Below are 14,427 nucleotides of genomic sequence, written 5' to 3'. Positions count from 1 at the left end.
GATACGATGAACCTCGATTTCTCCCCCGCAGAAGAAGCGTTCCGCGACGAGGTGCGGCGCTTCCTCGCCGACGCGCTCCCGCCGGCGCTGTCGCGCAAGGTCAAGGGCGGCCTGCGCCTCACGCGCGATGACATGGCACGCTGGCACGCGATCCTCAACGCGCGCGGCTGGCTCGCCAGCCACTGGCCGCGCGAATACGGCGGGCCGGGCTGGAGCGTCGCGCAGAAATTCCTGTTCGACAACGAATGCGCGATCGCCGGCGCGCCGCGCATCGTGCCGTTCGGCGTCAACATGCTCGGCCCGGTGCTGATCAGGTACGGCAGCGAGGCGCAGAAGCGCCGCTGGCTGCCGCGCATCCTCGACGGCAGCGACTGGTGGTGCCAGGGCTACTCGGAGCCGGGCGCGGGCTCCGATCTCGCCTCGCTGCGCACGAGCGCGGTGCGCGACGGCGATCACTACGTGGTGAACGGCCAGAAGGCGTGGACCACGCTCGGCCACTACGCGAACATGATCTTCTGCCTGGTGCGCACCGCCACCGACGTGCGCAAGCAGGAGGGCATCAGCTTCCTGCTGATCGACATGGCCACGCCCGGCGTCGAGGTCCGGCCGATCGTGCTGCTCGACGGCGAGCACGAGGTGAACGAGGTGTTCTTCACCGACGTGCGGGTGCCGGTGGAGAACCTGGTCGGCGAGGAGAACCGCGGCTGGACCTACGCGAAATACCTGCTGACCTACGAGCGCACCAACATCGCCGGGATCGGCTTCTCGGTGGCCGCGCTCGACCGGCTGCGCGCGGTGGCCGCGAAGGTGCGCCGCCACGGCCGGCCGCTCGCCGACGATCCGCTGTTCGCCGCGCGGCTCGCGCGCGTCGAGATCGAGCTGGAGAACATGAAGACCACCAACCTGCGCGTGCTCGCGGCCGTGGCCGGCGGCGGCGCGCCCGGCGCCGAGAGTTCGATGCTGAAGATCCGCGGCACCGAGATCCGCCAGGAGATCTCGTCGCTGATGCGCCGCGCGATGGGGCCGTACGCGGCGCCGTTCGTCGATGCGGCGCTCGATGCCGACGAGGGGGCCGATGCCGGTGCCGACGGGGAGGCCGGTGAAGGCGTCGCGCCCGGTCCCGACGGCGCGGCCAGTGCCGCCGCGCAGTATTTCAACAACCGCAAGCTGTCGATCTTCGGCGGCTCGAACGAGATTCAGAAGAACATCGTCGCGAAGACGATCATCGGACTGTAACGGGACGGAGGCCGCATGGATTTCACTCACAGCGAGGATCGCCGGATGCTCGCCGATTCGCTGAACCGCTTCGTCGACGAGCAGTACGGCTTCGCGGTGCGCGAGCGCATCGTGGCCGGCGAGGCCGGTTACAGCGACGATCTCTGGCGGCGCTTCGCCGGGCTCGGCGTGATCGGCGCGCTGTTCCCCGAGGCCGACGGCGGCTTCGGCGGCACCGGCTTCGACATCGCGGTGGTGTTCGAATGCCTCGGGCGCGGCCTGGTGGTCGAGCCGTTCCTCGGCGCGCTGATGGCCGGCCGCGCGCTCGCGCTCGGCGCGGGCCGCGGGCGGGGCGAGGGCGGCGACAGGGAGGGCGCCGCCGCGCATCGCGAGCGGCTCGCGGCGCTGCTCGACGGCCGCGCGGTGGCCGCGTTCGCGCATACCGAGCCGGGCACGCATTACGAGCCGCATCGCGTGGCGACGCGCGCGGTGCCGACCGCGCAGGGCTGGCGGCTCGACGGCGAGAAGGGCGTGGTGGCGCACGGCGGCAGCGCGACGTTCTTCGTCGTCTCGGCGCGGCTCGCGGATGCCGATGGCCCGGCCGTCGGCAGCAACGACGGCGCCGATGACGACGACCCCACCGGCCTCGCGCTGTTCGTGGTGCCGCGCGAGGCGCCCGGCGTGTCGGTGCGCGCCTATCCGACCATCGACGGCGGCCGCGCGGCCGAGGTGCGTTTCGAGGGCGTCGCGCTCGACGCCGGCGCGCGGCTCGCGGGCGACGGCGCCGAGCTGCTCGAACGCGTGACCGGCCTCGGGCTGCTGGCGCTCGGCGCCGAGGCGATCGGCGCGATGGACGTGGTGCGCGCGCAGACCATCGACTATCTGCGCACGCGCCGCCAGTTTGGCCAGCCGATCGGCGGCTTCCAGGCGCTGCAGCATCGCATGGCGGACCTGCTGCTCGAGATCGAGCAGGCGCGCTCGGCGGTGATCAACGCGGCGGCCGCGCTCGAACTGCCGCGCGTGGCGCGCGAGCGCGCGCTGTCGGCCGCGAAGTACACGATCGGCCGCACCGGCGCGCGCGTGGCCGAGGAGGCGATCCAGCTGCACGGCGGGATCGGCATGACCTGGGAGCTGCCGCTCGCGCACTATGCGAAGCGGCTCGTGATGATCGACCACGCGCTCGGCGACGAGGATCATCATCTGGCGCGCTACATCGCGCTCGGCAGGCCCTGAGCGACGGGCGCGGGCGCCCCGTCCTCGGCCTTTGCCCCCGGCGCCGGTGCCCGTACCGGCGCCGGTAGTATTTTCCGGTCGAGTCGTTCCGATCCGTCCGGAATACCGGACGCGACCGAATCCGGATTTCCGGAAAGCCGGATTCGCCGCTGCGGGCGGATTGTCGAAAAAATAAAGAAATCAAAGTGTTACGGGGTGATGTCGGACTGGCATCGAGCTTGCATAGATCTGTCGCAAGGCCGATCCTCCGGCCGGACAACGACAGCAGCAAGGAGACAACCGATGACGCCCCACCCGTATCCTTCCCCCCGGATGGTCTGAGGCCGTCGCTTGTTGCGGCACGGCAGCCGCGCGGGCGAATGGCGCTCCCCCCTGACATTCGCCCGCGTGCGTGACGCCGACACTCTGACTCCCTTCACCCTTCTGGAATCTGGACCCATCGTGAAGAAGAAACCGTTCTACAAAGTGCTCTACGTGCAGGTGATCTTCGCCATCATCGTCGGCGTGATCCTCGGCCATTACTACCCGTCGCTCGCGGTCGACATGAAACCGCTCGGCGACGGCTTCATCAAGCTGATCAAGATGGTGATCGGCCCGATCATCTTCTGCACGGTCGTGACCGGCATCGCCGGCATGCAGGACATGAAGAAGGTCGGCCGCGTCGGCGGCAAGGCGCTGCTCTACTTCGAGATCGTCTCGACGTTCGCGCTGGTCCTCGGCCTCGCGGCCACCCACCTGCTGCGTCCGGGCGCCGGCTTCAACATCGACCCGGCCACGCTGAACGGCAAGGAAGTGGCGTCGTACGCGGCGAAGGCGCATGGCCAGTCGACGGTCGACTTCCTGATGCACATCATCCCGAACACGATGTTCGACGCGTTCGGCCAGGGCGAGATCCTGCAGATCCTGCTGATCGCGCTGCTGTTCGGCAGCGTGCTCGCACATCTCGGCGATCGCGGCAAGGTCGTGACCGACTTCATCGAAGGTATCAGCCGCGTGCTGTTCGGCATCGTCCACATCATCACCAAGCTCGCCCCGATCGGCGCGTTCGGCGCGATGGCGTTCACCATCGGCAAGTACGGCGTGGGCTCGCTGGTGCCGCTGCTGAAGCTGATCGGCACGTTCTACCTGACCTCGGCGGTGTTCGTGGTGGTGGTGCTCGGCGCGGTGGCGCGCTACAACGGCTTCTCGATCCTGCGCTTCGTGGCCTACATCAAGGAAGAGATGCTGATCGTGCTCGGCACGAGCTCGTCGGAAGCCGCGCTGCCGCAGCTGATGGAGAAGCTCGAGAAGGCGGGCTGCGCGCGTTCGGTGGTGGGCCTCGTGGTGCCCACCGGCTACTCGTTCAACCTCGACGGCACCAACATCTACATGACGATGGCGGTGCTGTTCATCGCGCAGGCCACCAACATCGAGCTGACCTGGATGCAGCAGCTCACGCTGCTGGCGGTCGCGATGCTGACCTCGAAGGGCGCGAGCGGCGTGACGGGCGCCGGCTTCATCACGCTGGCCGCGACGCTGGCCGTGGTGCCGACCATCCCGCTCACCGGCATGGTGCTGATCCTCGGCATCGACCGCTTCATGAGCGAGTGCCGCGCGCTGACCAACATCGTCGGCAACGGCGTGGCGACGATCGTCGTCTCGGCGTGGGAGAAGGAGCTCGACCGCAACAAGCTGCGCGCCGCGCTGAACGGCGAAACCACGGTCGACGGCAGCCCCGCGAAGGTCTGACGTGAAACCCCTTGCAGCGGCGCGCGAGACGCCGCCGCTGCCCGGCGGGGCCGGAACCGGCGGCGCGACGGCGCCAGGCGGGGCCGGCCCCGCCTCATTTAGGGCGGACGGCTATGCCACAATAGGCGATTCCCAATTTCCGGAAATCGCGAACGTGAAGCGCCGCCTGCTCGTCCTGCTGGTGCTCGTCGCGTTGCTCGCGGCGGCCTGCGCGCTGACCTGGACGATCACCTGGCAGCGCGGCGTGGACGACCTGCGCCGCAACGCGGCGGTGCGCGTGGACCGCACCACCAGCGCGCTGAAGAGCACGCTGGACCGCTACGAATCGCTGCCTTACCTGCTCGGCGGCCATCCGTTCGTGCAGGACGTGCTCGCCAATCCGGACTCGCCCGGCGACGTCGAGCGCGCCAACCGCTATCTCGACGACCTCACGCGCCACGCGCACGCCACCACCACCTACCTGATCGCCGCCGACGGGCACTGCGTGGCCGCCAGCAACTGGCGCGAGCCGGACAGCTTCGTCGGCATCGAGTACCGGTTCCGGCCGTACTTCATTGATGCGATGCGCGGCGGCGTAGGCCGCTTCTTCGGGATCGGCACGGTCTCGCACGATCCCGGCTACTACATCTCGCAGCCGGTGCGGCGCGAGGGACGCATCGTCGGCGTGGCGGTGGTCAAGCTCAACCTCGAATGGTTCCAGGGCGCCGACGCGTCCGAGCCGCTGGTGGTGGCCGACGATCACGGCGTGATCTTCCTGTCGTCGGTGCCGGCCTGGAAATACCACACGCTCAAGCCGCTCACCGGCAGCGTCGCCGACTCGATCTTCACCACGCGCCAGTACGCGCAGCAGCCCGTCACGCCAGTGCCGATCCGCGTCGAGAAGGTGCTCGGCCCCGATGCCGAGATCGTGCGGCTCGGCGCCGGCATGCGCCCGCCGCGCTACCTGGCCAGCACGCGCCGGCTCGGCGAGCCCGACTGGCGGCTCGTCACGCTCGCGCCGATCGAGCCGGTGGACACCGACGCGCGCAACGCCACCGTGGTGACCGGCTTCGGCTTCGTCTCGCTGTGCCTGTTCGCGTTCTACTGGCGCATGCGCCGCGCGCGCGTCAACGAGATGATCCGCAGCCGCACGCTGCTGCAGAACGCCTATGCCGAGCTGAACCAGCGCGTGGCCGAACGCACGGCCGATCTCTCGCAGGCCAACGAGCAGCTGCAGAAGGAAGTGGGCGACCGGATCCGCGCCGAGCTGGAGCTGCGCACCGCTCACGACGAACTCGTGCAGGCCAGCAAGCTCGCCGCGCTCGGCCAGATGGCGGCCGGCATCACGCACGAGCTGAACCAGCCGCTCGCCGCGCTGCGCAGCTTCTCCGACAACACGCGCGTGCTGCTCGACCGCGGCGAGCAGGCCGCCGCGCGCGACAACCTCGAGGCGATCGCGTCGCTGACCGAGCGGATGGGCAAGATCACCAACCAGCTCAAGCTGTTCGTCGGCCGCGCGCGGCCGCGCAACGAGCGCGCGCTGGTCTCGCGCGCGCTGCGCAACGTCGCGTCGCTGCTGCGCGAGCGGCTGCAGGGCGTGGCGCTCGGCGTCACGCTCACCGACGCGCTGCATCCGCGGGATGGCACGCAGCGGTTCGACCCCGCGCTCGAATATCCGGACCTGGTGGTGATCTGCGAGGACCTGCGCCTCGAACAGGTGCTGATCAACCTGCTCGGCAACGCGCTCGACGCGGTCGGCGGGGTGGCCGGGCCGCGCATCGCCGTGACCATCGAGGCCGCGCCCGCGACGATCGCCATCACGGTGTCCGACAACGGCCCCGGCGTGCCGCCCGAGCTGCTGCCGCGCCTGTTCGAACCGTTCTTCACCACCAAGGAGATGGGGCGCGGGCTCGGCCTCGGTCTCGCGATCTCGTCGTCGATCGCCAGTGACGCGGGCGGTTCGATCATTGCGCGAAACGCACTGGATCATGGCGCGGTATTCGTCTTGACGCTGCGCCGCGCGTACACGCATCATCCGCAGACGATGTCCGCCGGCCGTTGACGGGTCTCGCGGGCCGCGACATCGACAGAAATCCGGGTGACAGAAGATGGCGAACCGCCTGCAGGTGATTTATATCGAAGACGACGAACTGGTGCGACGCGCGGCCGTGCAGAGCCTGCAACTCGCCGGGTTCGAGGTGGCCGGCTTGGGCTCGGCCGAAGCGGCCGAGAAGGCGATCCTTGGCGAGCGCGTCGGCGCGGTGGTGTCCGACATCCGGCTGCCGGGCGCGAGCGGCCTCGAACTGCTCGCGCAGTGCCGCGAGCGCGTGCCGGACGTGCCGGTGATCCTCGTCACCGGCCATGGCGACATCACCATGGCGGTGCAGGCGATGCGCGACGGCGCCTACGACTTCATCGAGAAGCCGTTCGCCTCCGAGCGGCTGATCGAGACGGTGCGCCGCGCGATCGAGCGGCGCGAGCTGGTGCTCGAAAACCTCGCGCTGCGCCGCGAGCTGGCCGTGCAGGGCGTGGTCGCGCCGCGCATCATCGGCCGCAGCCCCGCGATCGAGCAGGTGCGAAGGCTGATCGCCAACGTCGCGCCGACCGACGCGTCGGTGCTGATCAACGGCGACACCGGCGCCGGCAAGGAACTGATCGCGCGCAGCCTGCACGAGATGTCGCCGCGCCGCGACAAGCCGTTCATCGCCGTGAACTGCGGGGCGCTGCCCGAGCCGATGTTCGAATCGGAGATGTTCGGCTACGAGCCGGGCGCGTTCACGGGCGCCGCCAAGCGCCGCGTCGGCAAGCTCGAGTACGCCTCGGGCGGCACGCTGTTCCTCGACGAGATCGAGAGCATGCCGCTCGCGCTGCAGGTGAAGCTGTTGCGCGTGCTGCAGGACGGCGTGCTGGAGCGGCTCGGCTCGAACCAGCCGATCCGCGTACATTGCCGCGTGGTGGCCGCCGCCAAGGGCGACATGATCGAGCACGTGGCGGCCGGCACGTTCCGGCGCGACCTGCTGTACCGCCTCAACGTCGTGACGATCGCGCTGCCGCCGCTGGCCGAGCGGCGCGAGGACATCGTGCCGCTGTTCGAACACTTCATGCTCGACGCGGCCGTGCGCTACGGGCGCCCCGCGCCGCACCTGACCGACCGGCAGCGCGAGAGCCTGATCCAGCGCGACTGGCCCGGCAACGTGCGCGAGCTGCGCAACGCCGCCGACCGCTTCGTGCTCGGCGTGGTGGAGGGGCTGGCCGAGGTCGGCGCGGGCGCCGCCGAGGCGCGCGACGAGGCGGGGAGCGAGCAGTCGCTGAAGGAGCGCGTCGAGCAGTTCGAGCGCGCCGTGATCGCGGATACGCTGACGCAGACGGGCGGCGCGGTCGCGGCCACCGCCGACCGGCTGCACGTGGGCAAGGCCACGCTCTACGAGAAGATCAAGCGCTACGGGCTCTCGACCAAGGGCGAGCACGAACGCTGAGGCGGCGATGGCCGCGCGGATGAACGAAGGCCGGCGGCGCCACGGGGCGCGGCCGGCCTTTTTCGAATGCGAGGGATGCGGCGCTTACGCGTTCGTGCCGAGCGCCTTCTGCAGCAACTGGTCGAGTTCCGCGAACTGCGGCTCGCCGACGTAGCGCTTGAGGATCCTGCCGTCGCGGTCGACCAGGAAGGTGGTCGGCGTGAGCTGGACGTTGCCGAACTGCTTGGCGACCGAGCCGTCGTCGAGCGCGACCTTGAACGGCAGCTGGCGCGTCTGCGTGTAGTTCGCGACGTACATCGGCGGGTCGTAGTTCATCGCCACCGCGACGAATTCGAGCCCCTTGCCCTTGAATCGGTTGTAGGTGTCGACCATCTGCGGCATTTCCTTCATGCAAGTCTCGCAGCTGGTCGCCCAGAAGTTGACGAGGTAGACCTTGCCCTTCAGGTCCGACGCGGTCGAGACCTTCTGGCCCGAGAGCAGCGTGAAGGTGGCGTCGGGCACGCTCGACTTGCCGTTCAGCGCGAAATAACCGGCCACGGCGATGGCGGCGGCCACCACGGCGATCGCGACGTAGCGCAGCGGACTGATGCGGGAGGAGGAGGCGGCAGGGCTCATCGTCGGTACCTCGGCGGGCAGGCGAAAACCCGCGCGGCGTTGCGCGGGCGGCGATCATTGTACCGTCAAACCGTGTGACGTATCGGGCGCGGCTGGGGCGAATACCGGTCATTCGAGAAGACCCGCCGGGGCGCCGTGGGCGGGATGTCGGGCGGCCGAGCGGGCCCGCGGCCCGGGCTGCCGCGGCAACGAATCGGCAACCCGTCCGGCTGGGGGCGGCGCGCTTTGCGCTTCGCCGCGGGTTCTCCATGCATTCCGCATGCGTTTTGTCATGTGCTTTGCCACGGTGTCGGCTTATGCCGGCCATTTCGCCGCGCGGCGCGCCGAGGCGACGATAATGGCGGATGCCGCGCCCGCGCGGCGGCTTCGCCGTGTGTTTTCCGCTGGTTTCCCCGCCGTGCTCGCTGCGTTCGATGCGCGCGGCCACGGCCGTCGCTGGTCGATCCGACATGTCCATCCCCAATTTCCGCATGATTGCCGAGATGCTGCGATTCCCGCGCGGCGGCGGCTCACGCCGTGGGCCGCGCCGTGGCCGCGGGTCCGCCCTGCGGCGGCGCGCCCGCGGCTGCCTGTTGCTGGTGATGGCGGCGGCCGTCGCCGGCTGCTCGCCCTCGCTCGACTGGCGCACGCTGCACAGCGAGGCCGGCTACACGATCGACCTGCCGGCCCGGCCCACCGTCGACGCGCGCACGGTCGAGATCGGCGGCGCGCCGCTGACGATGCGGATGCAGGCCGCGCACGTGGCCGGCGCCGTGTTCGCGGTCGGCACGGTGATGCTGCCGGAGGCGAGCGAGGCCGGCCGGCGCGTCGTGCTCGACGCGCTGCGCGCCGCGCTGTCGCGCAATCTGCGCGCGCAGCCGGCGGTGCGCGAGGTCACCGTGCCGCTCGCGGCGGGCGGCAGCACGCCTGGCGTCGAACTGACGATCCGCGGCGAGCCGGCCGGCGCCTCGGGCGCGGCGGCCGGCAAGACGGTGGTGGCGCGGCTCGTCGCGCGCGGCGCGCATGTCTATCAGGCGGTGGCGATCGCCGATGCCCCGCTGCCGGCCGAGGCGCTCGACCAGTTCTTCGGTTCATTGAAGCTCGACTGAGCCACGGTTGCCGCGGACCATCACCCGTTAAGCGGCTGATCGTCGCACTTGATTGTTGAGGATGTGCAGGCGCGGTCGAGGAAAGTCCTGCTAATCGGCGGATTTCCCTGGACTTTTTCCCGTCCACCATGGATGTGGATAACTTTGTTGACAAGCTTGCCGTGCCGACAGCGATGCCTGTTCCGGATAATTTCAAATCGGCTTCATCGTTTTGATGGCATAAAAAAACGGATGACAATTCAACGGCTTGCGAAATTCGCGCGGGTGCCCGGAGGAGGGATAGGAGACTCTCGATCGATTTCGGTAAATGTGTATAAGTCAAGTCTTGACAGCGAGAAATTTCGACCGGGACAAGATTTGTCGCACGTAGCCGCACGACGATTTCGTTCCTTTCCCGTCCGCGGGCGGCCCGTGTTTGCCCCGGTTTACACCAGTTCCACCGCGCGCCGGTAGCGGATCGCCTCGCCGATCTGCGTCGCGTCGGGCTGGTCGTCGCCGGCCAGGTCGGCGATCGTCCGCGCCACCTTCAGCACCCGGTAATAGGCCCGCGCCGACCAGCGAAAGCGCTCGCCGGCCTCGCGCAGCAGCCGCTCGCCGTCCTGGCCCGGGCGGCAGACCTCGTCGGTCTCGCGCCCGCTCAGGCGCTGGTTGGTCTTGTGCTGGCGCACCTGCTGGCGCTCGCGCGCGGCGGCCACGCGGGCCGCCACCACCGCGCTGGACTCGGCCGGCGTGCTGGCGCGCTCGGCCAGCTCGGCCGGCGAGAGCGCCGGCAACGCGACCTGCAGGTCGATCCGGTCGAGCAGCGGCCCCGACAGCTTGCGCAGGTAGCGTGCGGCCACCTCGGGCGAGCAGCGGCAGCGCCCGCCGGGGTCGCCGCGCCAGCCGCACGGGCATGGATTCATCGCCGCGACCAGCTGGCACGCGGCCGGAAAGTCGGCCTGCAAGCCGGCGCGCGAGATCGTGATGCGGCCGGTTTCGAGCGGCTCGCGCAGCATCTCCAGCACATGGCGGTCGAATTCGGGCAGCTCGTCGAGGAACAGCACGCCCAGGTGCGCGAGCGTGATCTCGCCCGGCTGCGGCGGATTGCGCCCGCCGACCAGCGCCGCCGCGCTCGACGAATGGTGTGGCGTGCGGAACGGGCGCTTGCGCCACTGCACCGGCGAGAAGCCGACGCGGCTCGCCGACAGCAGCGCGGCCGAGGTCAGCGCCTCGTCGTCGTTCATCGGCGGCAGCAGGCCCGGCAGCCGCGCGGCCAGCATCGACTTGCCGGCGCCGGGCGGCCCGATCATCAGCAGATGGTGGCCGCCCGCCGCGGCGATTTCGAGCGCGCGCCGGGCGCCGTGCTGGCCGACCACCTCGGCGAGATCGGGCGGGGCCGCGCCCGGGGCCGGTTCGGGCGGCGGCGCGGCAACCGGGGCGAGCCGCGCGTCGGCCGCGCCGGCCAGGTGCGCGCACAGCGCGGGCAGGTCCGGCGCGCCGAACACGGTGACGCCGGGCACCAGCGCCGCCTCGGCCGCGCTGTCGAGCGGCAGGTAGAGCTCGGGGCCGTCGGGGCGCGGCGGCGCGAGCCGCTCGCGGCGCCGGTGCGCGGCATGCGGCGCGTCGGCCGCGATGGATGCCTCGGCGCAGCCGGCGTCGGTCTCGCCTTCGGATGAATGGCCGTCGCGAGGCGCCGCTGCGGGCGGCGCGGCGCGCGCGTACCGCCGTGCGCCGTCGGCGAGTTCCCCGCGCGCGGTGCCGCAGGCCATCGCGAACGCGCCGCGCATCGGCCGCAGCGCGCCCGTCAGCGACAGCTCGCCGGCGAATTCGCGGCCGTCAAGCACGTCGGGCGGCAGTTGCCCGTTGGCGGCGAGGATGCCGAGCGCGATCGGCAGGTCGAAGCGCCCCGATTCCTTCGGCAGGTCGGCCGGGGCGAGATTGACGGTGATGCGGCGCACCGGGAATTCGAAGCCGCAGTTCTGCAGCGCGGCGCGCACGCGCTCGCGGCTCTCGCGAACCTCGGTGTCGGGCAGGCCGACGATCGAGAACGACGGCAGGCCGTTCGCGAGATGGACTTCGACGGTGACTTCCGGCGCATGGCCGGCGGCGGGCGCACGACTGCGCACGACGGCAAGCGACATGGTGGCACTCCTGGTGCCGAACGGGCGGTGGAGCCGCCCGCTCGGGGATCCGTTGAGGTGCGCGCGTGGCCGGCGTGGCGCGTAGCGGGTGGTACAGCGGGTCTGGGACTGCGGATGAAAGACGGACGGAGCCGCCAGGCGAAGGCGGGTCAAGGCGACCGGGGGCCGCCGAGGCGGGACAGGGTCCCGCCGGGGCGGAACGCTCGTCGGCCGCCGCCCGGCCGCGTTACCTTACATCGGCCGCGGTTGTGACGTCAGTTGCCGGTGGCGCGCTCGACGAGCTTGCGCTCCAGGTCGGCCACGCGGCGCTCGAGCTCCTCCAGGCGCGCGCGGGTGCGGGCGAGCACCTGCGTCTGCGTGTCGAAATCCTCGCGCGTCACGAGGTCGAGCTTCGAGAAGCCCTGCGTCAGCATGGCCTTCACGTTGCGCTCGACGTCCTTGGCCGGCGAATTCTTGAGCAGGTCGCTGACGCGCGACTGCAGATCGTTGAATACGTCGCTGGGTTGCTTCATGGTGATCCCCTTCTCTGCACAAGAAATGTGCAATTCACGTTGCGTTCGTGCCCGCGATGCGCGCATGAGCGAATCTGGTGCGCGCGGCCGGCCCGTTTTCGGGCATCGCGCGCTCCGTGGCGGCGCGCCGGATGTCCCGAACGTCCGAGCACTCTAACAACCTTCGATTCCGCGCGCCACCGAAGTGCCGCGACGTTGGCCGTTCGGCCGGCTTCTGCATGCCCTCGCGAGGCTTTCTCGAGGGAGAGGACCTCAACATGGCACGCGAGTTGCTGAGTGTGTTGCGCTAGCCATGCAACGCGGTTGGTCGGACCACCGATCGGACAACCAGAAAGCGAGAGGACTTCATGAAACTGATTACCGCAATCATCAAGCCGTTCAAGCTCGATGAGACGCGCGAAGCGCTTTCGGCGCTCGGCGTCTCGGGCATCACGGTCACGGAGGTGAAGGGCTTCGGCCGCCAGAAGGGCCATACCGAGCTCTATCGCGGCGCCGAATACGTGGTGGACTTCCTGCCGAAGATGAAGATCGAGGCTGCCGTGTCCGACGATCTCGTCGACCAGGCGGTCGAGGCGATCGAACGGGCGGCCCGCACGGGCAAGATCGGCGACGGCAAGATCTTCGTCACGCCGATCGAACAGGTTATCCGGATTCGCACCGGGGAGACGGGCGCCGACGCCCTGTAAGACAGAACGACAAGCGACAAGAGGAAACCAACATGCGTAAACTTTTGATGTCCCTGCTGATGGCTGGTTCGCTGCTCGCGACCGGTATCGGCGCCGCGCTGGCCGACGACGCGTCGTCCGCGCCCGCCGCGGCTTCGGCCGCCGTCGCCTCCGACGCGTCGGCCAGCGCCCCCGCCGACGCCAGCGCGGCCGCGCCGGCCGCCTCGGCCCCGGTTGCCGCCGCTCCCGCTTCGGCCGCGAGCGCCGCCGCCGCACCGGCCTCGGGCGCTTCGGCCGCCGCCGCACCGGCCGCGCCGACCGCGCCGTTCTCGGTCGATTCGTCGAAGATCAACTCGGGCGACACCGCCTGGATGCTGACCTCGGTCGCCCTCGTGCTGTTCATGACGATCCCGGGCCTCGCGCTGTTCTACGGCGGCATGGTCCGCAAGAAGAACGTGCTGGCCACGGTGATGCAGAGCTTCGCGATCACGGCGCTGATCACGGTGCTCTGGACCGTGGTGGGCTACAGCCTCGCGTTCACGCCGGGCAACGGCTTCATCGGCGGCTTCTCGCGCGTGCTGCTGTCGGGCATGGCCTACGTGAAGGGCGACACGGCCACCACGCTGACCGTCAGCCATCTCGCCACGACCATCCCGGAATCGGTCTACTGCGTGTTCCAGATGACCTTCGCGATCATCACGCCGGCCCTGATCTGCGGTGCGTTCGCCGATCGCATGAAGTTCTCGGCGATGCTGGTGTTCATGACGCTCTGGTCGCTGATCGTCTATGTGCCGATCGCGCACATGGTCTGGGAACCGACCGGCTGGCTGGCCGCCGACGGCGTGCTCGACTTCGCGGGCGGCACGGTGGTCCACATCAACGCCGGTATCGCCGGCCTGATGGCGGCGCTGGTGCTCGGCAAGCGGGTCGGCTACGGCCGCGAATCGATGGCGCCGCACAACCTGGTGCTGACGCTGATCGGCGCCTCGATGCTGTGGGTGGGCTGGTTCGGCTTCAACGCGGGTTCGGCGGTGGCGGCTGACGGCCGTGCCGGCTTCGCGATGCTGACCACGCAGATCGCGACGGCCTGCGCCGCGCTCGGCTGGATGTTCGCCGAGTGGATCGCGAAGGGCAAGCCCTCGGTGCTCGGCATCGTCTCGGGCGCCGTGGCGGGCCTGGTGGCGATCACCCCGGCGGCCGGCTTCGTCGGCGTGGGCGGTGCGCTCGTGATCGGCATCGCGGCGGGCGTGGTCTGCTTCTGGTCGGCCACCTGGCTCAAGATCAAGCTCGGCTACGACGATTCGCTCGACGCGTTCGGCGTCCACGGCGTGGGCGGTATCCTCGGCGCGCTGCTGACCGGCGTGTTCGCGGTCAAGGACATCGGCGGCTTCGACGGCAGCCTGCTGGTGCAGGCCAAGGGCGTGCTGATCACGCTGCTCTACAGCGGCATCGTGACCTTCATCATCCTGAAGGTGATCGACATGGTGATGGGCCTGCGCGTCTCGGAAGAGGAAGAGCGCGAGGGTCTGGACGTGATCCTGCACGGCGAACACGTCGAATGATCGGATGAACCCCGCGGGGCGGCGCCATCCGGCCGCCGCCCCGCTACAGAATGAGCGCAGCGACTTCTGCCCGCCTTCCCGGCGGGTTCTTTTTATTCGCGGACCGGAAACGGACGGGATAACCCTTTCGGCAATCGGGTCAATAGCGAGAAAAGATCCGGGCAATCCTTGCTATCGCGGGAACAATCCCCAAATCGGCAGGGTATTTGCTCTACAATCTTTTTTCTCCTGTTC

Annotated in this window: 11 protein-coding genes; 8 read left to right on the top strand and 3 right to left on the bottom strand. The window is 69.8% G+C overall.

Going from position 1 to position 14,427, the window contains the following annotated elements:
• Nucleotides 1-6 precede the first annotated feature (6 nt).
• The 5 genes from bpln_RS16525 (at nt 7) to bpln_RS16505 (ending at nt 7,631) form a co-directional block, all read left to right on the top strand.
• Nucleotides 7-1,236 carry an acyl-CoA dehydrogenase family protein gene (locus bpln_RS16525; RefSeq protein WP_042626108.1) on the top strand — a complete coding sequence of 410 codons (1,230 nt, stop codon included), beginning with the start codon at nt 7-9 and terminating at the stop codon, nt 1,234-1,236.
• Between the two features lie 15 nt (nt 1,237-1,251).
• On the top strand, nt 1,252-2,448 hold the full coding sequence (locus bpln_RS16520) for an acyl-CoA dehydrogenase family protein (RefSeq protein WP_055139300.1): 1,197 nt from the start codon (nt 1,252-1,254) through the stop codon (nt 2,446-2,448).
• 441 nt (nt 2,449-2,889) lie between these two features.
• Complete coding sequence (locus tag bpln_RS16515; protein WP_042626106.1) at nt 2,890-4,176, top strand: dicarboxylate/amino acid:cation symporter; 1,287 nt, start codon at nt 2,890-2,892, stop codon at nt 4,174-4,176.
• A gap of 37 nt (nt 4,177-4,213) precedes the next feature.
• Nucleotides 4,214-6,217, top strand: coding sequence for an ATP-binding protein (locus bpln_RS16510; protein ID WP_055139561.1), 2,004 nt, complete (start codon nt 4,214-4,216; stop codon nt 6,215-6,217).
• A gap of 46 nt (nt 6,218-6,263) precedes the next feature.
• Nucleotides 6,264-7,631, top strand: coding sequence for a sigma-54-dependent transcriptional regulator (locus bpln_RS16505; protein WP_042626105.1), 1,368 nt, complete (start codon nt 6,264-6,266; stop codon nt 7,629-7,631).
• Between the two features lie 84 nt (nt 7,632-7,715).
• On the opposite strand, the gene bpln_RS16500 is transcribed toward bpln_RS16505, so the two are convergent.
• On the bottom strand, nt 7,716-8,246 hold the full coding sequence (locus tag bpln_RS16500) for a TlpA disulfide reductase family protein (protein WP_042626104.1): 531 nt from the start codon (nt 8,244-8,246) through the stop codon (nt 7,716-7,718).
• 449 nt (nt 8,247-8,695) lie between these two features.
• On the opposite strand from bpln_RS16500, the gene bpln_RS16495 reads away from it, so the two are divergent.
• Nucleotides 8,696-9,334 (top strand): hypothetical protein, encoded by a 639-nt coding sequence (locus tag bpln_RS16495; RefSeq protein WP_042626769.1) that lies wholly within the window; start codon nt 8,696-8,698, stop codon nt 9,332-9,334.
• 425 nt (nt 9,335-9,759) lie between these two features.
• On the opposite strand, the gene bpln_RS16490 is transcribed toward bpln_RS16495, so the two are convergent.
• Both bpln_RS16490 and bpln_RS16485 read right to left on the bottom strand, forming a co-directional pair.
• The gene (locus bpln_RS16490) at nt 9,760-11,454 is read right to left on the bottom strand and encodes a YifB family Mg chelatase-like AAA ATPase (protein WP_055139299.1); all 1,695 of its coding nucleotides are present in this window, start codon (nt 11,452-11,454) and stop codon (nt 9,760-9,762) included.
• 254 nt (nt 11,455-11,708) lie between these two features.
• Complete coding sequence (locus bpln_RS16485; protein WP_042626102.1) at nt 11,709-11,966, bottom strand: accessory factor UbiK family protein; 258 nt, start codon at nt 11,964-11,966, stop codon at nt 11,709-11,711.
• A gap of 347 nt (nt 11,967-12,313) precedes the next feature.
• On the opposite strand from bpln_RS16485, the gene bpln_RS16480 reads away from it, so the two are divergent.
• Complete coding sequence (locus bpln_RS16480; protein WP_006398175.1) at nt 12,314-12,652, top strand: P-II family nitrogen regulator; 339 nt, start codon at nt 12,314-12,316, stop codon at nt 12,650-12,652.
• A 32-nt stretch (nt 12,653-12,684) separates the two neighbouring features.
• Entirely contained in the window at nt 12,685-14,193 is a 1,509-nt protein-coding gene (locus bpln_RS16475; RefSeq protein ID WP_171907414.1) for an ammonium transporter, read from the top strand.
• Nucleotides 14,194-14,427: the final 234 nt, after the last annotated feature.

The organism is Burkholderia plantarii (genome assembly GCF_001411805.1).
Classification (GTDB): domain Bacteria; phylum Pseudomonadota; class Gammaproteobacteria; order Burkholderiales; family Burkholderiaceae; genus Burkholderia; species Burkholderia plantarii.
This window is presented reverse-complemented; position numbering and strand designations above follow the sequence as displayed.